Below are 20,796 nucleotides of genomic sequence, written 5' to 3' on the forward strand. Positions count from 1 at the left end.
TCAATCCATTGAAATGCGCAAAGCCGCCGCCGCAGCCCAAGGCCCCAAAATCAGCGCCATCATTAACAAGGCTCCCAGCAGCATCAGGTAGGGCTCGCTGTCAGCCAGCGCAATGGCACTGACGGTGACGGCGCCCTCGCCGTAGATCAGGATCGGAATATAGAGCGGCAAAATCAGCAGCGACAGCAGAATCCCACCACCGCGCAGCCCCAAGGTCAGCGCCGCGCCAATGGCGCCGATTAGCCCCAGGGTTGGGGTGCCAAGCAGCAAGGATGCCATCATCATCAACATCTGGCCATCCCCGAGTTGATATTGCAACGCAATCAGGGGCGCAATCACCACCAACGGCAACCCGGTCAGCAGCCAGTGGGCAATCACCTTGGCCAGCACCAGCAAGCCGAGTGGCTGAGGCGTCAGCAGCATCTGCTCCAGGGTGCCGTCTTCAAAATCCGCCGCAAACAGCCGCTCCAACGCCAGCATGGAGGCCAACAGCGCCGCCACCCACACCACTCCGGGGCCAAGCTCACGCAGCAGCGCCTGCTCACTGCCAACGCCAAGCGGAAACAGACTCACGACAATCAAAAAGAAAAACAGCACCGTCAACACATCGGTGCGTCGGCGCAACGCGAGCGTCAGGTCGCGAGCCAAAATCGAGATAAAGGTTTTTAGCATAAGGAATCGGATGTCAGCAGACTGTTGCCATCTGTGGAGAGGCAGCATCCAGATTCAACTGCCAGGACTGACCGACGGCCAGGGTCAGAGCCTGATGGGTGGTCAACACCACCAGACCACCGGCCTCAACATGGGTGCCAATCAGTTCTTCCAGCCAGGCGACTGCATCGACATCCAGCGCCGTGAAGGGTTCATCAAGAATCCACAAGGGCGCCTGGCTGAGCAGCAGGCGCGCCAGGGCCACGCGCTTTTTCTGGCCTTGGGACAGCATGCGGCAGGGCAAATCCGCGAAGCCACCCAATCCAATGCGCTCCAGCGCCGTGCGAATGTCAGCGCTGTTGCATGGATGCCCGGCCAGACGCGCAGCGATGCGCAGGTTCTCCATTCCAGTCAGGTCACCCTTGATGCCGTTGAGATGTCCCAGGTAGAGCAAATCGCGATAATAGTCCTCAGCCAACTGCTCAATGGTTGCACCGCGCCAGCGAATCTGTCCCGACTCCGGGCGCAGCAAGCCGCACAGCGCGCGCAGCAAGGTGGTCTTGCCACTGCCGTTGGAACCGCGCAAATGCAGCAGCTGCCCGGGGGCGAGCTGCAAATCAAGCGCGCTAAACAGACGCCGATCACCGCGCCGACAACTCAGCGCGGACACCTCCAGCCTGGCCGCCTCCGGTGCCACGCTAGGCATTTCCAGGCTGGGCATTGGTCGCCCGGCTGGGATCCAGCCAGATCTGCTCATCTTCGATCGCCACCGCAAAGGTGGCAATGGGTTGATCCGCCGGTTCATCCTCGGGCGCGCCGGTTTTTAGGCTAAAGCGACTGCCGTGCAGCGAGCACTTAATGCGTTCGCCATCCAGACAGCCGTAAGAGAGCGGATAGTCCTCGTGGCTGCACAGATCTTCCACTGCGTAGACGTCCTCGCCCACCTGGGCAATGACAAAGGCACGACCGTCGGCGGCCACTTTCAGAAATTCACCAGGTTTGAGATCCTCGGCATTGGCCACGGCCAGATAAGGAGCTTGCATCAGTGTATCCTCCTGCACATCAGCGCAGCCGCGCCGCCGCCTCGCCCGAGTCCAGCGCCGCACGCACGCGATCTGCCGCCGCCGGCAAGCTCTTCTCGCGCCCCAGATGCCAAAGCACCAGAGCACCCGCGAACACCAAGCTGTCATAGGTCGGCCCGGTTTCGCCCTCCAGCGCACGGCGCCCAGCCTCAGCCGCTGCCTGCGCGGTGGCACGCACATCCACGGCAATGGCGATGTCATCTCCAGGCCGATTTGCGGTTGGCAAATCGTCCGGCAGCGGCACGGCGCGCGCAATCTGCTCGATACCCAGCGCGCTGGGATCAATATCGAACGATTGCTCCTCGCCCATCTGATGATAATTGAAGCACACACCCGGCTGACGCAGGGACGGAATCACCCCACCCTCAACCCCGCGTACCATGAGCGCGGAATCGAAGTCGGCATGCCGGGCCAGCAACGCATAAATGCGCGGATAGGGCTTGTGCACATAGCCGGTGACCAGATGCGTCTTGCGCCGGCCCTGGATCGGCTGGGCCATTACCTCGGTGGTGGTCAGCACCTGACGCTTGACGATGGTGGCGCGCAAGTCCACTAAGGCGTGCAGCTTGGGTGCGCAGGCGCGCTGATCGACATAGGCCCAACCGAGCGCCGGATCCGACAGGCGCCGCGCCGCGTCCTCGGGCGACAGATCCACGGTAATGCCGGAGGCTTCCAGCACATGCCGGGCCGTCACACCGAATTTGGGGCCAACGGCATCGACACCATGATTAACCGCCGGCACGCCGCATTCCGCCAGCACCGCCGGCAAAAAGGGTGCGGCCGGCAAGCAGCGGTTGTAGCCGTCATAGGGATCAGCAATATCCACCACTTCATCCACATCGGCAACGGCGCTGTTGGTCACATTGCGAATCGCCTCCAACACCCCGCGCATTTCATCATCCGTCTCGCGCTTCAGGCGCAGGCCAATCAAAAAGAGCCCGGCCTGCACCGGGTCGATCTCGCCTTCAAAAATCGCCCGCATGCCAGTGCGAGCCTCTTCCAGCGAAATGCTTTTGGACAATTCCGGGCCGGTGGCAATGCGCTGAATGATGGAGCGCATGATTTTCTGAGTATCGTTCATCGGTGATGATCCTGCCTGCTGTCGCCGGTTGTGTAAGTAAGGGCGCCCACTGCGCCGCTATGCGGCGGGCTAGGCACCCGTGCCTGATTATCGGTGCGGATTGTCCGGGTTCAAAGCGCGCCCTTCAAGCTGAGTCGCAAAAGCGGCGCCCAAGATCGCCATAGGCGTCGATACGCCGATCGCGCAGAAAGGGCCAGCTGCGGCGCACGTCTTCGCTCCGGTCCAGGTCGATCTCCGCCATCAGCAGCGCGGGTGCATCCTGCGGCGCCTGGGCCAGCAATTCGCCCTGAGGGCCACACACAAAAGACGAGCCCCAGAACTGGCTGCCGCCTCCCGGTGCGCTGGCCTCGGCCTCGAAGCCGACCCGATTACAGGCCAGCAGCGGCAACCCATTGGCAATTGCATGGCCGCGCTGCACCGTTATCCAGGCCTCACGTTGGTGTGCCTGCTCCTGCGGCGTATCAGCCGGATCCCAGCCAATGGCGGTGGGATACAGCAGCAGCTCGGCGCCGGCCAGCGCCATCAGCCGCGCTGCCTCGGGGAACCATTGATCCCAGCACACCAGCACTCCCAGGCGTCCGACCACCGTCTCCACCGGCCTGAAGCCCAGATCGCCGGGAGTAAAATAATACTTTTCGTAATAACCGGGATCATCCGGAATGTGCATCTTACGATAGCAGCCGGCCAAGCGCCCGTCGGCATCCAGCACCACCGCCGTGTTGTGATACAGACCGGCGGCGCGGCGCTCAAACAGCGAGCCGACAATCACCAGCCCATGCTGATGCGCCGCCCGGGCCAGCCCCTCGGTGGTTGGACCCGGGATGGACTCCGCACGATCAAACTCCGCTGCACACTCCTGCTGGCAGAAATACGGCCCCTGATGCAGTTCCTGCAAGAGTACCAGCTGGCAACCCGCAGCGGCCGCCGCCTCAAGATGCTGGAGAATCCGCGCCTGATTGGCCGCCCCATCCCCCTGATGCTGTTCCTGGACCAACGCGACCTTCAGCCGTCGCGCGGCCCGCTGTTGAACGCTCAATTGTCCCTCCTCAAAATGTCATGACCTCGCCAATCATAGCCCTTTACCCAACTCAGCGGCGATGGCATCCGGCGCCTGGTGCAGCACAGCACGCAGGCGTTCGATGCGACTTTTGAGGTGGTGATGCAATCCGTATTCGAGATTGAATTGCCAATCGGAGCTATCGATGGGATCGGGCGCCAGGCGCTCCGGAGCAAGCAGCTGATAGATCGGGATCCAGCGGCCTTCGACGCGCAGAGACAAGTAGGGGTTGAGCAGGTAATGCCCCCGGCGCACGCGCACAAACAGCTTGCGATTGCCCGGCCCCTCGCGAGCGACCTCATTCTTCGACAGAATGGAGGACAGATATTGGCGCTTTTTGCGCCGCTCGGGAATGATGCTGTCGGGGAAGTGGGCCAGAATCGCCTCGAAATCCACTGCCGCCAGCAGAGCATGGCGATACGTCCAATTCTGCCCCAGACGCTGGTAGAAGAGCACCATGGCAATACAGAGCATGGTGTATTCCATGATCTTGCGATCCAGCTTAATCAGCCGCCCATCGATCTGAATATCCAGGCTCGGCGGGGCCAGGTGCTCGAACACCGCCGGCAGCTTCTGACGCGCGTAGCGCTGGTCGATGCAGGCGCGCTCCAGGCTGATTTGAAAGGCATTCAAGCCATTGGCATCGACCAGGCCGGTGTCGGCATCACGTTCCAGAAGCGCGGTGATCAGCTCGGCATGGCCCTCGCGGCTGGCAATCATCAGCGGCGTCTGGGCAAAGAGATTGCGGAAATCCACCCCATAGCGGTCAACTTCGCGCAGCACCCCATCGGTGTGCTTGAAACCATAGGCCTGGTAATATTTTTTCTCCAGCAATCCCCTGGCCTTCTCGGGCTGCTTGGCAGCATTGAAGCCCGCCTTGGCCAAGGCTTCCAGCCAGCGCTGGTCACGATAAACCAGCGCGTATTCCATCAGCGTAATGCGCGCTTTCTTCTCGCCTTTGTCGAGCGCCTCGTGCTCCAACTCGTTGAGCACCTCGCCCTGCAACACCGTCCAGGGCACCTGGCGCTGCTTGAGGATCTGCTCGCGAATCTCGGCGGCTTGGTCTTCCTTGCCCTGCATTTCCAGCTTATGGGCTTCGCGCCGCCAGTCATCCAGGGTCGAACGCTGCTCCTCGACATCGTTGACATCCTGATGCACCTCGGTCAGCCCGAGCAATTCCAGCAGAGACTGTTGCGGGTTGCTCTCCAGCAGATACAGATTGCGCACCGCGCGGGTCACAGCCACATAGAGCGCGTTGATATAAAACTTATAGATCTCCAGCGACTTGTCGCTCTTGTCGCGCCCGCGCGCATAGCGCAGCTCGCCCTGCAAATCCTCAGGCACCAGATCGCCGGCAATATCGCGGTAGCGTTTTTCCTCCCCGGACAGGAAGTTGTACAGCAGGACATGCTCGTATTCGAGCCCCTTGGCCTCATGAATCGAAAACACCAGCGGGGTACGGAAATGCTTGCGCACCTCGGCCTTCTGATCGGGATGCAGCACCAGAATGGCGAAACGCGCCGAGGTGGAAGTGCGCCGGTCGAGGTCACGCTTAATGGCCTCGCTGTCAGCCAGCAGTCCGACCTTGCCCCGTTTGGGACCGCGACTTTCCACCAGATAGTTGCTCTCGCGATCCACCGAGCCAAAACGCGCCTGCTTAATGTGCAGCAGGCGATTGGCCATCTCAGTAATCTGCGGCGAGTTACGAAAATTGGCGTTCAGGATACGAATCAGCTCAGTCGAGCCGCTCGCCGCCTCGGCGCGCTCGCGCCAAAACAGGCTCTTGACCTTAGCCCAGGAGAAGAAATTTGGATGGACAATCTGATTGGAGTCACCACAGAGCAAAAAGCCGGTGGGATCGCGCAGCACGCGCAGAATCAGCAACAGCTGCACCGCCGTGAGATCCTGCACTTCATCAATAACAACAAAGTCATAGCGCGGCGTCACCACCTCAAGCCAGTCATGGCTGACCAAATTGGCGTCGAACCAGCCCTCGTCCTTCAGCAGGCGCAGATACTTCTCAAACAGATCATAAACAGCGGCCCGCAACTCAGGTGCGTAGATGGATTGGCGCACACCAAGACTCAGGTAACTGTCCCGATCCAGATAGGGCTGCGTCTCATCGGTGCCGGTCAGCGCGCCCTGAAATTCCTCAAACAGCCGATGAGTATCGCGCAGCTCACGCGACAGCTTCTGGCGCCCGGCCCAGGCGGCAAAGGCATGCGGCGTCATTTCGCGACCCTCCGGTACCCGGATGGTTTCCAGATACTCACGGAAGGACAGGAAATCGACTTCCTGAGCCTCGTTCTCGTAGCCGTTTGAGTAGTAAAGCTCGCGCGCGTTCTGTACCAAAAAGGGCGAACGCGTCACATAGAGCACCTCACCAGGGGCATCCTTGAGCTTCTCCAGCGTCAGCGCCGTCTTGCCGCTGCCGGCCGAGCCGATCACAATCAGCGGCGGCGGCTGACGATACACCGCCTCCTGATCCTGATCGAAGCTCAGCACCTTATCAAGCAGATGAAAACGCGGCAGCTCCGGGTTCAGATAGGCGAGTTCCGGCGCCTCCGCAACCACCTCGGAGACAGCGCCGGTCTCGATATCCGGAATCTTGCTCTCATCAATGACCGCACCGCGATTAAGAAAGCGCGATTTCTCATAGGCATGCGCGGCGATATATTCAAGCACCAGGATGCAGCGCTCGCCCTCATGCCGATGCAGGGCAAACAGCAGACGATTGGCCTTGTCAAGACGCGCACGAAACAGGTTATCGCCAATCTTTTTGACCTCGGCGGAACTAAAATCGCCGACGCTCAGATAGCCAACAAGTTTATCGTAACCTGGAATCTTACGGGTATCCAGATCGCGGTACGTGAGCAAACGGAAGTGCATATCAGCAATCGATCCTTATTTGGCACAGCATTGCCTTTATAATAGAGCGTTTCGCATACCGAACAACATGGGTTCAGAGCATTGAAACCGTCGGAAAGCCAGTCCCGCGCGCTACTTGTCGATGACGAGCCGGATATTCTCGACCTGCTCAGTATCACCCTCGTGCGCATGGGGATTGAGGCGCATTGCGTCGGCACCCTGAAGGCCGCGCGCCAGGCACTGACAACGGCCAGTTTCGACTTTTGCCTGACGGACATGCGCTTGCCCGATGGTGATGGGACGGAGTTGGTGCGTTATGCCAACCTTCACTGCCCCGATATGCCGATTGCCATGGTGACGGCCTATGGCAACATGGAGTCAGCCGTCGCCGCCATGAAGGCCGGCGCCTTCGACTTTGTTTCCAAGCCACTGGATTTGCGCGTTTTGCGCGAACTGACAGCTGCAGCTCTGCGCGCGCACGGACGGGGCCTTGGCCCCTCGGACAGCAGCACCGATCCCCAGGCCCGCCTTATCGGCCAGTCACCGCAAATTCTCGAACTGCGCACCCTAATCGCCAAGCTGGCACGTAATCAGGCGCCGGTCTTTATCAGCGGTGAGAGCGGCACCGGCAAGGAGCTGGCTGCCAGCCTGATCCACCAGCTCGGCCCGCGCGCCGAACAGCCCTTTGTACCGGTCAACTGCGGCGCCATCCCCAGCGAGCTGGTTGAAAGCGAACTCTTCGGCCATCGCAAGGGCAGCTTCACCGGCGCCACTACTGACAAACCAGGCCTGTTTCAGTCCGCTCAGGGTGGCACTTTGTTTCTTGATGAAATCGCCGACCTGCCGCTGCCCATGCAAGTGAAACTGCTGCGCGCCATCCAGGAAAAAAGCGTGCGCCCGGTTGGCGCCTCCCAGGAAGTGCCGGTGGATGTGCGCATCATCAGCGCCAGTCATGTTGATCTGGCCGACGCAGTCGCGCGCGGCGCCTTCCGCCAGGATCTCTTCTATCGCATCAACGTCATTGACCTGCACCTGCCACCCCTGCGCGAGCGCAGCAGCGACATCCCGATACTGGTCGAGCATTTACTGCCACGCATTGCCGCCGCTTCCGGCAGCCCAGCCACCAGCCTGGATGACGCCGCCATGGCCGCGCTCTGCGCCTATGAGTTTCCCGGTAATGTGCGCGAACTGGAGAACATCCTTGAACGCGCCAGCGCCCTGTGTGAGTCCTCGGTGCTAAACGCGGCCGATCTGCGCCTGCCCAATGGACCGCTCACGCAAACAGTGAGCACGACTCCAGAATTCCACTTCGAGCGACTTGAGGCGATCGAAAAGCAGGTACTGCTTGAAGCTATGCAGCAGGCCGGCGAGGATCCAAAAGCCGCCGCGCAACAGCTCGGCATCTCCGTGCGCAGCCTGCGCCTGCGTCTCGCCTCAACCCATTCCCCCGCTTAGCCTTGGATGGCTTACAAGCGTTTATTATGGGTGCGATATGTATACGGCAACTATCATGTCGTTTCTTTCACACAACTTCTGAATGAAAACTAAAGAACCCTTTGTTACCTGGTTCCGTCAATGCACGCCCTATGTGCATGCGCATCGTGACCGCACCTTTGTAATCTGTTTTGGCGGTGAAGCCCTGGCTGATGCCGATTTTCCGCATTTGGTGCATGATTTTGCTTTGCTGCATGGACTTGGCATCCGCCTGGTGCTGGTGCATGGCGCGCGTCCGCAGATTGAACAGCGTCTGGCTCGCCAGGGGGCTGAGATGCGCTATGTAAAGGGCTTGCGCATCACCGACGAAACGGCGCTGGCCTGTGTCAAGGAGGCCGCTGGCGTGGCGCGGGTGGAGATCGAGGCGCTGTTATCGCTGGGGCTGGCCAATTCGCCCATGGCCGGGGTGCGCATTCCCGTCGCCTCTGGCAACTTTGTCACGGCGCGCCCGCTTGGGGTGCTGAATGGCATTGATTATCAGCACACCGGCGCGGTGCGGCGCATTGATCGCGCCGCGCTGCGCCAGCGCCTGGATGCCAAGGCGGTAGCGCTGATTCCCCCACTGGGCTATTCCCCCACCGGTGAGGTCTTCAATCTGAGCGCTGCGGATGTCGCCTGCTCCACAGCGGTGGCACTCAATGCCGACAAGCTGATTTTTCTGCTCGAACCCGGTGATCCGGAGACGCGCCTGGGCGCCCAGCTGCTGCTCGCCGAGGTTGATCAGCTACTGGCCAGTGAGCAGGCGTTGTCAGAAGAAACCGCCGCCGTTCTGCGCGCCAGTACCGAAGCCTGCCGCCGTGGTATTCGGCGTGTGCATCTCATCGAGCGAATGCAGGACGGCGCCCTGTTGCGCGAACTGTTCACGCGTGACGGCAGTGGTACCCTGATCTCCAGTGAACCCTTTGATGAGCGGCGTCAGGCTCGCCTAGCCGATGTAGCCAGCATTCAGGAACTGCTCATCCCCCTGGAGCAGCAAGGCCTGCTGGTGCGCCGCTCGCGCGAGCGGCTGGAAAGCGATATCGAGCATTTTCAAGTCACCGAACGCGATGGCACCATTTTGTCTTGCGCGGCGCTCTTCGCTTATCCAGAGGAAGGTCTGGGGGAGCTGGCCTGTGTTGCCGTGCATCCGGATTACCGAGGCAGTGGCCGCGGAGATCGCATGCTCGCACATATTGAAGATCTGGCCCGTGAGCGTGGTTTGCAGCATTTGTTTGTGCTGACCACCCAGACCGCGCACTGGTTTCGCGAGCGCGGCTTTGAACCCGCCGCGCTGAGCCGGCTGCCCGCCACCAAGCGGGCCAACTACCAGGTCGAACGCAATTCGCAACTGTATATTAAGCCGCTGAGCCTTTAGCGGCAGCACCGGGGCGGACGTGCCAGCGCACAACCGCTCCTGGTAGCCGCAGCTTCGACCTTTCCGTTATCCTAGTTGGTTTGCACCAACCTCCGCGCCAAGCATTCGCCCAACCGCATGAAGCAAGAACTCTTCGCGCTGGTCCAGACCGCCTGGACCGCACTCGCCGCACAAGACGGGCTCGACCCGGCCATCAGCCAGACTCGCGTGCAAATTGATCGCGGCCGTGATCCGGCCCATGGTGACTTTGCCACCAACGCAGCCCTGGTGCTGGCCAAGGTCGCGCGCTGCCAACCGCGTGACCTAGCCGCGCGCCTGCTCCAGCATCTGCCTGAGTCGCCGCTGGTGGCGCGGGTGGAAGTCGCTGGCCCGGGATTTATTAATTTTTTTCTGGCCGAGGACGCTTATCGGCGCCTGATCCCTGCAATTCTGACCGCAGGCCCTGACTATGGCCGCAGCGATCAGGGTCAGGGCGAGCGGGTCCAGGTCGAGTTCGTCTCAGCCAATCCGACCGGCCCCCTGCATGTGGGCCATGGACGCGGTGCCGCCTATGGCGCCGTAGTGGCCAACTTGCTCGAAGCGGTCGGCTACCAGGTGCATCGCGAATACTATGTCAACGATGCTGGCCGGCAGATGGATATTTTGGCCGCCTCGGTGTGGCTGCGCTATCTGGAACTCTGTGGCGAGACACTGCGCTTTCCGGCCAATGGTTATCGTGGCGACTATGTCTGGGATATTGCCGCCGCGCTGCACCGCGAGCACGGCGACGCCTATCATCAGGACGCCAGCACAGTCTTGGCAGATATCCCCGAGGATGCCCCCGGCCCGGATGATCTCAACGAGGCCGGCGAGCCGCTACCAGACGCCCCCCAGGGCGACAAAGAAGCGCATATCGATGCCCTGATCGCGCGTGCTCAGCAACTGCTGGGCGACAATCGCTATCGGCTGGTGTTCGAGTTGGGGCTGAACAGCATTCTTGATGACATCCGCGACGATCTGGCCCAGTTTGGCGTGAACTATCAGGAGTGGTATTCCGAACGCACCCTAGCCGCGAGCGGCGCCGTGACCCGGGCGATTGAGCGGCTGCGCGCCAGCGGGCATGTCTATGAGCGTGACGGGGCACTCTGGTTTCGCTCCAGCGCCTTTGGCGACAGCAAAGACCGGGTGCTGGTGCGCGAGAATGGTCAGAGCACCTATTTTGCCTCAGATATTGCGTATCATGCCGACAAGCTGGAGCGCGGCTTCAGCCGGGTGTTTGATATCTGGGGCGCCGACCACCATGGTTATGTGCCACGGGTGCGGGCCGCCCTGCAGGCGCTGGGCGATGATCCGGCGCGGCTGGAGGTGCTACTGGTGCAGTTCGCCATCCTCTATCGCGGCGGGCACAAGGTGCAGATGTCCACCCGCTCGGGTGAGTTTGTCACCCTGCGGCAGTTACGCAAGGAAGTTGGCACGGACGCGGCACGGTTTTTCTATATCATGCGCCGCTGCGAACAGCATCTGGACTTCGATCTCGACCTGGCCAAGCGCCAGAGCAACGATAACCCGGTGTATTATGTGCAATATGCACACGCGCGCATTTGCAGCGTGTTGCGCCAGGCTGCCGAGAAGGGCTGCCCCATTGAAGGTACGGCGAGTGCCGAGTCGCTGGGATGCCTGCGCGAGGCGCACGAACAAAGTCTGCTGCGCACCCTGTCACGCTATCCCGAGGTGTTGCTCAGCGCCGCACTGGAGTCCGAGCCGCATCAGCTTACCCAGTATTTGCGTGAACTCGCCACCGAGTTTCATGCCTATTACAATGCGCATCCGTTCATCGTCGAGGATTACAACCTGCGCGAAGCGCGCGGCGCGCTCATTCTGGCGGTCCGTCAGGTGTTGCGCAATGGCTTCGGGCTAATCGGTGTATCGGCGCCTGAAACCATGTAGATCCAACCCATCGACAACTGATCGGGCACCAGCTCAGGACATTGGCCGCCATGGTAAGAACCGCTTCAAGAAACAGCCCACCCTTGCGCAAGCGTGATCGCCCGCAAAGCACCGGCGCGTTTTGGTTTCTGGTTGGCTCCCTGGTTGGTGCCTTCGCGGTTGGGCTCGCCTGGATGAACGAAACGCGCCGGCCACCGCAGCCGAGTGCCGCGCAGACCGCCAAGCCGCCGGTGCCCAAGCCAGTATTTGATTTCTACGACAGCCTGCCGCAGGAAGAAGTCCTGGTGCCGATTGATGAATCCGCGCCGCGCCCAGCCCCCGTGCCGCCCCCCAAGCCTAAGCCTGAACCGGAACCATCTCAGCCCGCCGCTGAAGCCGCGCCTGCGGCTAAGCCTAAGCCCGAACCTGAGAAGCCCACCGCTGAGCCAGCAACCGCCGCAACCGCAGCTGACAACTATCAACTTCAGCTAGGTTCCTTCCGCAATCTCGCCGACGCCGAGCGTCGCCGGGCCGAGCTGGGATTGTTGGGACTGAGCGTCAACATTGTTAAGGCCCAGGTCGGCGGTGCCGATACCTATCGGCTCAGAACCACTACCCTGGATAAAGCCGCCGCCGGTGCTCTGGGCCGCAAGCTGCAATCCCAGGGGGTGAGCAGCATGGCGATTAAAGTCGGACCGCCTTGAACCGGCTCCAGCGCTGTGGCGCACCTCCGACTCGCCGTCCATGTCACCCGCTGTCTGATTTCCACTTGCGCCCAACAGGGAAGCCCCCATATAGCGCAGGTTAAAAACCGCGTTACAATCGAGGATTACGCAACCATGCCCATTTACGAATACCAGTGCACAGCCTGCGGCCATGAGATGGACGCCTTGCAGAAAATCAGCGACGCCCCGCTGACTGACTGTACGGAATGTGGCGCCAGCGCGCTAAAGAAGAAGATCTCCGCCGCTGCCTTCCGCCTGAAAGGCTCGGGCTGGTACGAGACGGATTTCAAACAAGACCGCCGCAAGAACGTACACGAATCCGGTGACAAGTCGGGTGACAGCTCCGCCTCCGGGGAAAAATCCTCCGGCGGTGACGGCAAGGCCGCAGCAAAATCCGACACCAAGCCCGCCGCCAAGGAGTCATCCACCAGCCCGGCCAAACCCAAGTCTGGTCACAAAGCGGCCTGAGTCAGCGCCTGGCCCGCATCGTGCCAAGATGATGCTCCACTGCGATCCAACTTCCCAGGATACCCAGCGCGGCCCCACCGCCGATCAGCAGCACCGAGGCCAGCGGACCAAGCGCGCGGACATGGAAAACACTCTGATAGCTTTCCGCCAGACGATCAGCCGGAATCTGCATCAGCACCACCGCCAGCCACACCATGGCCCAGGCGGCCACACCGCTGAGCAGACCATACCAGGCGCCACTGTATAAAAAGGGCCGGCGAATAAAGCCAGTGGTGGCGCCAACCAGATGCATCACTTCGATTTCATCGCGCTGGTTTTCAATCTCCAGGCGAATGGTATTGCCCACCACCAGCAGCACTCCGGCAGCCAGCGCCAAGCTCAGCAGCCAAAGCGCCCGTTCAAGCAGCTTCACCAGCGCTTGCAGCCGCCGCGCCCACTCGGTATCCAGGCGGGTGAAATCTACCTCGGTAATCTGTTCCAGCCCGGTGATCAGGTGGGTGAGCTGCGTCTCGCTGATAATTTGCGGCGCCGGATTGACCGCGATAACCACCGGCAACGGATTTTCAGTGAGCTGATCCAGCGCCACCCCCAGACCGCTGTACTCGCGAAACTCTTTCAGCCCTTGGGCGCGCGACACCACCTGCGCGCGGGTAATGTCGCTGCGGGCCTGCCATTGCGTGGCGAGATCTGCCGCCGTGGTTTCCTCAATGCCCGGTTGCAAAAACACCGAGATCGCCGCCGACCCCTCCCAGTAGCCGCCCAGTGCCTTGAGATTGTCAGTAAGCACATAGAGCGAGGCCGGCAACAGGAGCGCTACCGCCATGGCCGCCACCGTCATCGCCGCCGCCAGCGGTGCCTTGCTCAATCTTTGCAGCGTCAGCAGCGCGCTGTCGCGATGATGCCCCAACCAGGCATCCAGACGCACTGACAAGGATCGCTGTTGCCGGGCGCGAGAACGTAGAGGTTTTTTCATCGCCGCTTACCAGCCACCACTGTCGGCCTCCAGGCGACCATCGTGCAGACGCATCACGCGGTATGGCATGCGCTCAATAATGTCGATATTGTGCGTCGCGATCAACAAGGTGACGCCAACATCATGGAAGCGCTCAAAGAGCGCAAAGATTTCGCGCGACAGCTCCGGGTCGAGATTACCGGTGGGCTCATCAGCCAGAATCACCGGCGGACGCGCAACCACGGCGCGAGCAATGCCCACGCGCTGCTTCTCGCCACCGGAGAGGGTGATGGGCAGCGCCCGCTCAAAACGCAGCAGACCGACCTGATCAAGGGCCGCACGCACCCGTTTGCCAATTTCCTTGCGCGTCATGCCAGCCACCACCAACGGCAGGGCGACATTTTCAAACACCGTACGATTGGGCAGCAGATGATGATCCTGAAAGATCATGCCCAGCTGGCGGCGATGATGGGGAATTTTGCGCGGCGGCAAGTCGCTGAGATTCATACGGTTGACCAGCACCTGCCCGCGGCTGGGACGCTCCATCAGCCCAATCAGACGCAGCAGAGTGCTCTTGCCGGCACCGGAATGGCCGGTCAGAAAGGCCATTTCACCGCTGGCCAGTTCGAAGCTCAGATCTTTAAGCGCATCGCCGCGCTCCGGGAACCGTTTCCAGACGCGCTCAAAACGGATCACGGGCGCCCCCGCTGTGGGTGCCGCTCAGGCTTAGGGTGACAGCAAGGCATCAAGGAACTCATCCGGCTCGAAATAGCGCAGATCATCAATTTGCTCGCCGACCCCAATGAAGCGAATCGGAATCTGCAGGTGATCGGCTAAGGCAAAGAGAATGCCGCCTTTGGCAGTGCCATCCAGCTTGGTCAGTGCAATGCCGGTGATGGCCAGGGCGCGATTGAATTCGCGCGCCTGGTGCAGGGCGTTTTGCCCGGTGGTGGCATCCACCACCAGCAGAACTTCGTGTGGGGCATCCGGATCAATTTTTTGCATAACCCGGGCGATCTTGCGCAGCTCCTCCATCAGGTTGCTCTTGGTGTGCAGACGCCCGGCGGTATCGGCAATCAGCACATCAATGCCGCGCGCGGTCGCGGCTTGGAGGGCATCGAAGATCACCGAGGCGGAATCGGCGCCCTGCCCCTGGCTGATGACCGGCACCTGATTGCGCTCGCCCCAGGTCTGCAACTGCTCGACAGCGGCCGCGCGGAAGGTATCGCCGGCGGCCAACATGACGCTGTTGCCCTCGGCTTGCAGGCGTTTGGCCAGCTTGCCGATGGTGGTGGTCTTGCCAACACCATTGACGCCCACCATCAGGATCACCTGTGGATGCCCGGCGCTGGGTTGGCGCACGGGTGCGGCACTGTGGTCTAAAATGCCATGCAATTCGTCGCGCAGCGCTGCCACCAGAGCCGCCGGCCTAGCCAACTCATGCCGCTGCACCCGCGCGGACAGATCCTCAATGATGCGGGTGGTCGCCGGCACTCCAACATCGGCGGTCAATAGCAGGGTTTCGAGTTCCTCCAACAGGTCTTCGTCAATTTCTTTGCGACCGCGCACCAGATCGCCAATGTCCGCATTCAGAATAGCGCGGGTGCGGCTCAGTCCGGTTTTGAGGCGGCTAAACATGCCGCTCTGCGGCTTGGCGGCTGCCGCTGCGGCTTCTGCGGCAGCTGCCGCCAGCAGGCTGGCGCGGGTGGCCTCTGCCTCATCACGTGTCTCAGGCGCCGCTGATGCAGCCGGCTCCGGCGGACGGGCTGGCACAGCCTGGGCTGGTGCCTTGGTGGCTTTGGGCGCGGCAGGTGCCTTGGGTGTAGGTTTAGCCGGTGCCTGGGGTGCGGGTTCAGACGATACTTTGGGTGCAGGCTCAGTCGGTGTCTGCTCCTCGGCCTGATCAGCACTGCGTCTGCGCAAGCGGGAGAAAAATCCGCTTTTCTTGCCAGGCTCCGGAGGGCTGTTATTAGCTTCCGGAGCCGCGTCAGACCCGGCAGTGCACCTTGTCTCCAGCGCCGGATCCTGTGGCGCTTCCGCCTGAGCGTCAGCCGCCGCTTGATCCTGTTTGTGCTTTTTCTTCCCAAATCCGAACATGGCTTACAAAGGCTTCCGGCAAAGTGGTGTCCGTGCGGGATGCGGCCTGATAATCCTTACAGGCGCATCTGTCCAGCACGGGATTCATAACGCCTTATGCTAGCAGATGCATCGGCGGCTAGCCCACCCACAGCCGGGCATTGCGAAACAGCCGCAACCAAGGCCCATCCTCACCCCAGCCGGGCGGATGCCAGGAGTGCTGCACACTGCGGAACAGGCGCTCGGGGTGCGGCATCATGATGGTGACCCGGCCATCATGCGTGGTCAGGGCGGTGATGCCCTGGGGAGAGCCATTGGGGTTGGCCGGGTAGCGTTCGGCCGGGGTGCCGTCGGCTTCGATATAGCGCAACGCAACCAGCGTCTGGGCTTGTTGCTGCTCGGCCTCAGCGCCAAACACCACCCGGCCCTCGCCATGCGCCACGGCCATCGGCAGGCGCGAACCGGCCATGCCGCTGAGCAGCACCGAGGGCGACTCCAGCACCTCGACCAGACTCAAGCGCGCCTCGAACTGCTCGGAGCGATTGCGGGCAAAACGCGGCCAGTGCTCCGCACCGGGGATGAACGTGCGCAGGCTGGAGAGCATCTGACAGCCGTTGCAGACCCCCAGGGCGAAGGTATCCGGACGCGCGAAAAAGGTGGCGAATTCCTCACGCGCGCGCGGATGCAACAAAATGGTCTGTGCCCAGCCCTGACCGGCACCGAGTACATCACCATAGGAAAAGCCGCCACAGGCCACCAGCCCGCTAAAATCGGCCAGGCTCACTTGACCGCTGAGCAGATCGGACATGTGCACATCAATGCAGGCAAAGCCGGCGCGATCGAAGGCGGCGGCCATTTCAAGCTGACCATTGACACCCTGCTCGCGCAGTACCGCCAGATGCGGGCGCCGGCCGGTGTTGATCAGAGGCGCGGCGACATCCTCCTGCGCGTCAAAACTCAGGTGCGTGGCCATCAGGCCAGGATCTTCCTCACCAATGCGGGAGAATTCCTCATCGGCACACTGGGGATGGTCGCGCAAACGCTGCATCTGCCAACTGGTCTCAGACCACAGGCGCTGCAATTCGGCACTGTCGGCCTGGAGCCATTCGCGTTCGCCGCTGCGCAGCCGAATCCAGGGGTCCAGCTGTGGCCGCCCCAGGCGATGGACACAGTCCGACAGGCCGGCGGCGATCAGCTGCGCGATCACCTGGTCGGTGTCACTGGTGCGCACCTGCACCACGGCGCCGAGTTCCTCGGCAAAGAGCGCGGCCAACACCTGCTCGTCCGCTGCCTCAGCCCCCAGGGCATCGGTGAGATCAATTTCCAGTCCGCAATGTCCGGCGAAGGCCATTTCGCACAGCGTCACCAGCAGGCCGCCATCGGCGCGGTCATGATAGGCAAGCAGGCGGCCGTCCTGATTCAGCTGTTGAATGGCGGCAAAGAAGCCGCGCAGCAGCGCCGGATCATCCAGGTCCGGCACCCGCTCGCCGAGCTGCTGATAGACCTGTGCCAGCGCCGAGGCGCCGAGGCGCTGCTGTCCGCGCCCCAGGTCAATCAGCAGCAGCTCGGTGTCGCCCTGATCGCGACGCAGCTTGGGGGTCAGACTGCGGCGCGCATCGGTCACAGGCGCGACGGCGGAAATAATCGGCGACAGGGGCGCGGCCATCTCGCGCTGCTCAGAGGCGCCATCGGTGCCCGCGACCTCCCAGACGGTTTTCATGCTCATGGAGTCTTTACCGACCGGGATGGCAATCCCCAGCTGCGGACACAGCTCCATGCCAATGGCGCGCACGGCATCGAACAGCCGCGCATCTTCGCCCGGATGCCCGGCCGCCGCCATCCAGTTGGCCGAGAGCTTGACCTCGCCCAGATCGGCAATGGGTGCGGCGGCCAAATTGGTCAGCGCCTCAGCCACTGCCAGGCGCGCGGCGGCGGCCGCATCGAGCAGCGCTACCGGAGGACGCTCGCCCATGGCCATGGCCTCGCCGGTATAGCCCTGATAGTCGGTCAGGGTCACCGCGCAATCGGCCACCGGCACCTGCCAGGGACCGACCATTTGATCGCGTGCCACCAGCCCGGTCACCGTGCGATCACCAATGGTGATAAGGAAACTTTTTGACCCCACCCCCGGCAGGCGCAGCACGCGCTCCAGCGCGGCGCGCAGGTCGATTCCGGCCAGCGTCAGCGGACGGTGCGGCGGCGGGAGCCGGGTGACTTCGCGACACATTTTTGGCGGCTTGCCGAACAGCAGGCCCAGCGGCATGTCGATGGGCGTGTCATCAACATGGGTGTCGGTTAGGCGCAGTTCCGGCTCAGCGCTGGCATAGCCCACCACGGCATAGGGGCAGCGCTCACGCGCGCAGATAGCAGCAAATTCATCGAGCTGCTCGGCGGCAACAGCGAGCACATAGCGCTCCTGAGCCTCATTGCACCACAGCTCCATGGGGGACAGCCCGCTGTCGGCGCTGGGAATGGCGCGCAGGCTGAAGTGTCCACCGCAGCCACCATCCTTGACCAGCTCTGGCAAGGCGTTGGACAGGCCACCGGCACCCACGTCATGAATAAACAGAATCGGGTTAAACTCGCCGCGTGTCCAGCAGCGGTCGATGACTTCTTGACAGCGGCGCTGCATCTCCGGGTTGGCGCGCTGCACCGAGGCGAAATCCAGCGCCTCAGCCGAGGCGCCGCTGCTCATGCTGGAGGCAGCACCGCCACCGAGGCCAATCAGCATGGCCGGGCCGCCAAGCACCACCAGCGGCGTGCCGGAAGGGAATTCCTGTTTGGCCACTTGACCGGTGCGAATGGCCCCAACGCCGCCGGCGAGCATGATGGGTTTGTGATAGCCGCGCAGCTCCTGATGGCCCGCCGCCGTCGGCACCCATTGCTCGAAGGTACGGAAAAATCCGGCCAAATTGGGACGGCCAAATTCGTTGTTGAAGGCCGCCGCACCGATCGGCCCGTCGAGCATGATCTCCAGCGCCGAGACAATACGCCCCGGGCGCCCCCAGTCCTGCTCCCAGGGCTGTTCAAAGTCGGGAATGCGCAGATTCGACACCGCGAAGCCGCACAGCCCGGCCTTAGGCTTGGCACCACGCCCGGTTGCGCCCTCATCGCGAATCTCGCCGCCGGAGCCGGTGGCTGCACCCGGATGCGGCGCAATGGCAGTGGGGTGATTATGCGTCTCGACCTTGAGCAGAATCTCCAGCCGCGCTGGATGCTCACGGTAGCGCCCGTCATCGGTACAGACCACCAGGCCCTGAGCCGGCCAGCCGGCGATGACCGCTGCGTTGTCTTTGTAGGCCGACAGCACCCCGCGTGGTGCGGCCTCGCTGCTGTAGCGAATCATGTTAAACAGGGTATGCGGCTGCGCTTGGCCGTCGATGATCCAGTCGGCGTTGAAAATCTTGTGGCGACAGTGCTCGGAGTTGGCCTGCGCGAACATCATCAGCTCAACATCACTGGGATTGCGCCCCAGAGCGGTGAAGCTGGCGACCAGATAGTCGATTTCATCGTCTGACAGGGCCAGTCCGAGCTGCGCATTCGCCATTCGCAGGGCATCATGGCCATTGACGCTCAGATCAACGCGCTGCAAGGCGCGTGCGCCCGACTGGGCAAAGAACGTATCGAACCCGGCCGGATCGAGCAGCACCACCTCGGTCATGCGATCATGCAACCATGCAGCCGCGCGGCTCAGGTACTCGGCTTCCAGAGGTGCAGCGGTTGCCGCATCGGTATGCAGATAAAAGGCCGTGCCCCGCTCGATGCGCTTGACCGACTCCAGCCCGCAGTGGCGAGCAATCTCGGTCGCCTTGCTGGACCAGGGGGTCTGAGTGCCGGGGCGTGGCAGCACCAGCACTGGCACCCCGGCGGGTTCCTCGGCGGCAGTCAACCCATGCGGGTCGAGCAGTTGTGTCAGCCGGTGCTGATCGAGTGCGGGGGCCGTGTCATCGGGTTCGGCCAACTGCACCAAATACCGATACTCGGCCGTGAGCTGCACCGATCCCAGACCGGCACGCTCCAGGCGTTCGCGCAGTTTCGTCAGGCGGAATTCAGACAGCGCCGGGGCGCCGCGCAGACAAAGCATGGCGGGATTCCTTGTAGCATGGTCTCATTTGATGTGGAGCGCGCGTCAGCGTGCCACGCATGCGCCCGCCCCATCGGTTACACTGAACCATCTTAAGCTGATTACCACTCCGGGGCGACACCGAAATCCGCCTGACCCCTTCCCGCTGCCCTCGCTGCTGTTTGATGCTCATGGCCCCAACCAACACCCACACCGGCTCCCAGTCCCATGCGGTGGCATCCATTCCAGAACCCGCCGCCACTGACCCGCGCGACAGCGATTTTCAATTTCGCCCCATCGGGTACATTCGCTCGCCCTTTGATGACAAATTCGGCATCCCCCGACAGGCACGCTTGGCGCCTGCAGCTCAGGCACGTCTGGAACTGTTGCCACCCTATGATCGTGATGAGGCTTGCAGCGGACTGGAGGGCTTCTCGCATCTGTGGCTCTTGTTTGTCTTCCATCAGGATTGTCTGACGGCTGGCTGGCAGCCCATGGTACGCCCGCCGCGTCTGGGGGGACGAGCCAAGGTTGGTGTCTTTGCCAGCCGCGCGCCCTATCGACCCAATCCCATCGGCCTGTCAGCGGTGGAGTATCATGGACGTGTACGCGAGCGCAGTGGTTTGGTCTTGCACCTGGGCGGGGTCGATCTGCTCGACGGCACGCCGGTGCTGGATATCAAGCCCTATGTTCCCTATGCCGATGCCGTGCCGGAAGCCAGTCAGGGCTTTGCCCAGGCTCCGCAGGAGGCACGCTGGCCCGTGCGCTTTAGCCCCCAGGCCCAGCGGGAACTCAGCCAGGCTGACCCGGAGAACCGGTTACAATTACAGGCACTGATTGAGCAAATTATCGGACTCGACCCCCGCCCCGGTTATATGGATCGCTACCCGGAACGCAATGTTTTCGCCATGCGCTTGCATGGCTGTGATATCCAATGGAAAATTGCGACCGGGCATGCCCTGGTGACCCGCATCATCGCCGGCACGCAGCAGCGCCCATCGGGCTATACTCGGGTGTAAT

17 protein-coding genes are annotated in these 20,796 nt (G+C 62.1%); 6 read left to right on the forward strand and 11 right to left on the reverse strand.

Going from position 1 to position 20,796, the window contains the following annotated elements:
• The 6 genes from ccmB to CKO36_RS01740 form a co-directional block, all read right to left on the reverse strand.
• The gene (gene ccmB, locus CKO36_RS01715; RefSeq protein WP_200279670.1) at positions 1 to 672 is read right to left on the reverse strand and encodes a heme exporter protein CcmB; all 672 of its coding nucleotides are present in this window, start codon (positions 670 to 672) and stop codon (positions 1 to 3) included.
• 13 nt (positions 673 to 685) lie between these two features.
• On the reverse strand, positions 686 to 1,372 hold the full coding sequence (gene ccmA / locus CKO36_RS01720) for a cytochrome c biogenesis heme-transporting ATPase CcmA (RefSeq protein ID WP_200279673.1): 687 nt from the start codon (positions 1,370 to 1,372) through the stop codon (positions 686 to 688).
• On the reverse strand, positions 1,350 to 1,694 hold the full coding sequence (locus CKO36_RS01725) for a Rieske (2Fe-2S) protein (RefSeq protein WP_200279675.1): 345 nt from the start codon (positions 1,692 to 1,694) through the stop codon (positions 1,350 to 1,352). The genes ccmA and CKO36_RS01725 overlap by 23 nt, the downstream gene beginning before the upstream one ends.
• 19 nt (positions 1,695 to 1,713) lie before the next feature.
• Positions 1,714 to 2,814 carry an anthranilate phosphoribosyltransferase gene (locus CKO36_RS01730; RefSeq protein ID WP_200279678.1) on the reverse strand — a complete coding sequence of 367 codons (1,101 nt, stop codon included), beginning with the start codon at positions 2,812 to 2,814 and terminating at the stop codon, positions 1,714 to 1,716.
• Between the two features lie 124 nt (positions 2,815 to 2,938).
• A complete protein-coding gene (locus CKO36_RS01735; RefSeq protein ID WP_200279852.1) occupies positions 2,939 to 3,820 on the reverse strand; it encodes a carbon-nitrogen hydrolase in 882 nt (293 codons plus the stop codon).
• A gap of 63 nt (positions 3,821 to 3,883) precedes the next feature.
• On the reverse strand, positions 3,884 to 6,760 hold the full coding sequence (locus tag CKO36_RS01740) for a UvrD-helicase domain-containing protein (protein ID WP_200279681.1): 2,877 nt from the start codon (positions 6,758 to 6,760) through the stop codon (positions 3,884 to 3,886).
• 81 nt (positions 6,761 to 6,841) lie between these two features.
• Between CKO36_RS01740 and CKO36_RS01745 the strand changes: the two genes are divergently transcribed.
• From CKO36_RS01745 to CKO36_RS01765, 5 genes are all read left to right on the forward strand, one after another.
• Positions 6,842 to 8,194, forward strand: a complete 1,353-nt coding sequence (locus tag CKO36_RS01745; protein WP_200279684.1) for a sigma-54-dependent transcriptional regulator — start codon at positions 6,842 to 6,844, stop codon at positions 8,192 to 8,194.
• A gap of 82 nt (positions 8,195 to 8,276) precedes the next feature.
• Positions 8,277 to 9,587 carry an amino-acid N-acetyltransferase gene (gene argA / locus CKO36_RS01750; protein WP_200279688.1) on the forward strand — a complete coding sequence of 437 codons (1,311 nt, stop codon included), beginning with the start codon at positions 8,277 to 8,279 and terminating at the stop codon, positions 9,585 to 9,587.
• 117 nt (positions 9,588 to 9,704) lie between these two features.
• A complete protein-coding gene (gene argS, locus CKO36_RS01755) occupies positions 9,705 to 11,513 on the forward strand; it encodes an arginine--tRNA ligase (RefSeq protein WP_200279691.1) in 1,809 nt (602 codons plus the stop codon).
• Between the two features lie 50 nt (positions 11,514 to 11,563).
• A complete protein-coding gene (locus tag CKO36_RS01760) occupies positions 11,564 to 12,196 on the forward strand; it encodes an SPOR domain-containing protein (RefSeq protein ID WP_200279694.1) in 633 nt (210 codons plus the stop codon).
• Positions 12,197 to 12,331: 135 nt separating this feature from the next.
• Positions 12,332 to 12,685: an FmdB family zinc ribbon protein gene (locus CKO36_RS01765; protein ID WP_200279697.1), complete on the forward strand. Its 354-nt coding sequence runs from the start codon at positions 12,332 to 12,334 to the stop codon at positions 12,683 to 12,685.
• Position 12,686: 1 nt separating this feature from the next.
• On the opposite strand, the gene ftsX is transcribed toward CKO36_RS01765, so the two are convergent.
• The 5 genes from ftsX to purL are packed head-to-tail and all read right to left on the reverse strand — an operon-like array spanning position 12,687 to position 19,797.
• Positions 12,687 to 13,658: a permease-like cell division protein FtsX gene (ftsX, locus tag CKO36_RS01770; protein ID WP_200279700.1), complete on the reverse strand. Its 972-nt coding sequence runs from the start codon at positions 13,656 to 13,658 to the stop codon at positions 12,687 to 12,689.
• Between the two features lie 6 nt (positions 13,659 to 13,664).
• Positions 13,665 to 14,333, reverse strand: coding sequence for a cell division ATP-binding protein FtsE (gene ftsE / locus CKO36_RS01775; RefSeq protein ID WP_200279703.1), 669 nt, complete (start codon positions 14,331 to 14,333; stop codon positions 13,665 to 13,667).
• Between the two features lie 30 nt (positions 14,334 to 14,363).
• The gene (ftsY, locus tag CKO36_RS01780) at positions 14,364 to 15,734 is read right to left on the reverse strand and encodes a signal recognition particle-docking protein FtsY (protein ID WP_200279706.1); all 1,371 of its coding nucleotides are present in this window, start codon (positions 15,732 to 15,734) and stop codon (positions 14,364 to 14,366) included.
• Complete coding sequence (locus tag CKO36_RS01785) at positions 15,685 to 15,822, reverse strand: hypothetical protein (RefSeq protein ID WP_200279861.1); 138 nt, start codon at positions 15,820 to 15,822, stop codon at positions 15,685 to 15,687. The genes ftsY and CKO36_RS01785 overlap by 50 nt, the downstream gene beginning before the upstream one ends.
• Positions 15,823 to 15,852: 30 nt before the next feature.
• Positions 15,853 to 19,797, reverse strand: coding sequence for a phosphoribosylformylglycinamidine synthase (purL, locus tag CKO36_RS01790; RefSeq protein ID WP_200279709.1), 3,945 nt, complete (start codon positions 19,795 to 19,797; stop codon positions 15,853 to 15,855).
• A gap of 170 nt (positions 19,798 to 19,967) precedes the next feature.
• Here purL and tsaA point away from each other — a divergent pair, with 170 nt between their 5' ends.
• The gene (gene tsaA, locus CKO36_RS01795) at positions 19,968 to 20,795 is read left to right on the forward strand and encodes a tRNA (N6-threonylcarbamoyladenosine(37)-N6)-methyltransferase TrmO (RefSeq protein WP_200279712.1); all 828 of its coding nucleotides are present in this window, start codon (positions 19,968 to 19,970) and stop codon (positions 20,793 to 20,795) included.
• The last annotated feature ends 1 nt before the right edge of the window (position 20,796 follow it).

The sequence above is a fragment of the Rhabdochromatium marinum genome, from assembly GCF_016583795.1.
GTDB lineage: Bacteria > Pseudomonadota > Gammaproteobacteria > Chromatiales > Chromatiaceae > Rhabdochromatium > Rhabdochromatium marinum.

Bases quoted from the DNA above. Each gene is read 5' to 3' on its own strand.
- ccmB (WP_200279670.1), bottom strand. From the start codon at position 672: ATGCTAAAAACCTTTATCTCGATTTTGGCTCGCGACCTGACGCTCGCG.
- ccmA (WP_200279673.1), bottom strand. From the start codon at position 1,372: ATGCCCAGCCTGGAAATGCCTAGCGTGGCACCGGAGGCGGCCAGGCTG.
- CKO36_RS01725 (WP_200279675.1), bottom strand. From the start codon at position 1,694: ATGCAAGCTCCTTATCTGGCCGTGGCCAATGCCGAGGATCTCAAACCT.
- CKO36_RS01730 (WP_200279678.1), bottom strand. From the start codon at position 2,814: ATGAACGATACTCAGAAAATCATGCGCTCCATCATTCAGCGCATTGCC.
- CKO36_RS01740 (WP_200279681.1), bottom strand. From the start codon at position 6,760: ATGCACTTCCGTTTGCTCACGTACCGCGATCTGGATACCCGTAAGATT.
- argA (WP_200279688.1), top strand. From the start codon at position 8,277: ATGAAAACTAAAGAACCCTTTGTTACCTGGTTCCGTCAATGCACGCCC.
- argS (WP_200279691.1), top strand. From the start codon at position 9,705: ATGAAGCAAGAACTCTTCGCGCTGGTCCAGACCGCCTGGACCGCACTC.
- CKO36_RS01760 (WP_200279694.1), top strand. From the start codon at position 11,564: ATGGTAAGAACCGCTTCAAGAAACAGCCCACCCTTGCGCAAGCGTGAT.
- CKO36_RS01765 (WP_200279697.1), top strand. From the start codon at position 12,332: ATGCCCATTTACGAATACCAGTGCACAGCCTGCGGCCATGAGATGGAC.
- ftsX (WP_200279700.1), bottom strand. From the start codon at position 13,658: ATGAAAAAACCTCTACGTTCTCGCGCCCGGCAACAGCGATCCTTGTCA.
- ftsY (WP_200279706.1), bottom strand. From the start codon at position 15,734: ATGTTCGGATTTGGGAAGAAAAAGCACAAACAGGATCAAGCGGCGGCT.
- CKO36_RS01785 (WP_200279861.1), bottom strand. From the start codon at position 15,822: ATGAATCCCGTGCTGGACAGATGCGCCTGTAAGGATTATCAGGCCGCA.
- purL (WP_200279709.1), bottom strand. From the start codon at position 19,797: ATGCTTTGTCTGCGCGGCGCCCCGGCGCTGTCTGAATTCCGCCTGACG.
- tsaA (WP_200279712.1), top strand. From the start codon at position 19,968: ATGGCCCCAACCAACACCCACACCGGCTCCCAGTCCCATGCGGTGGCA.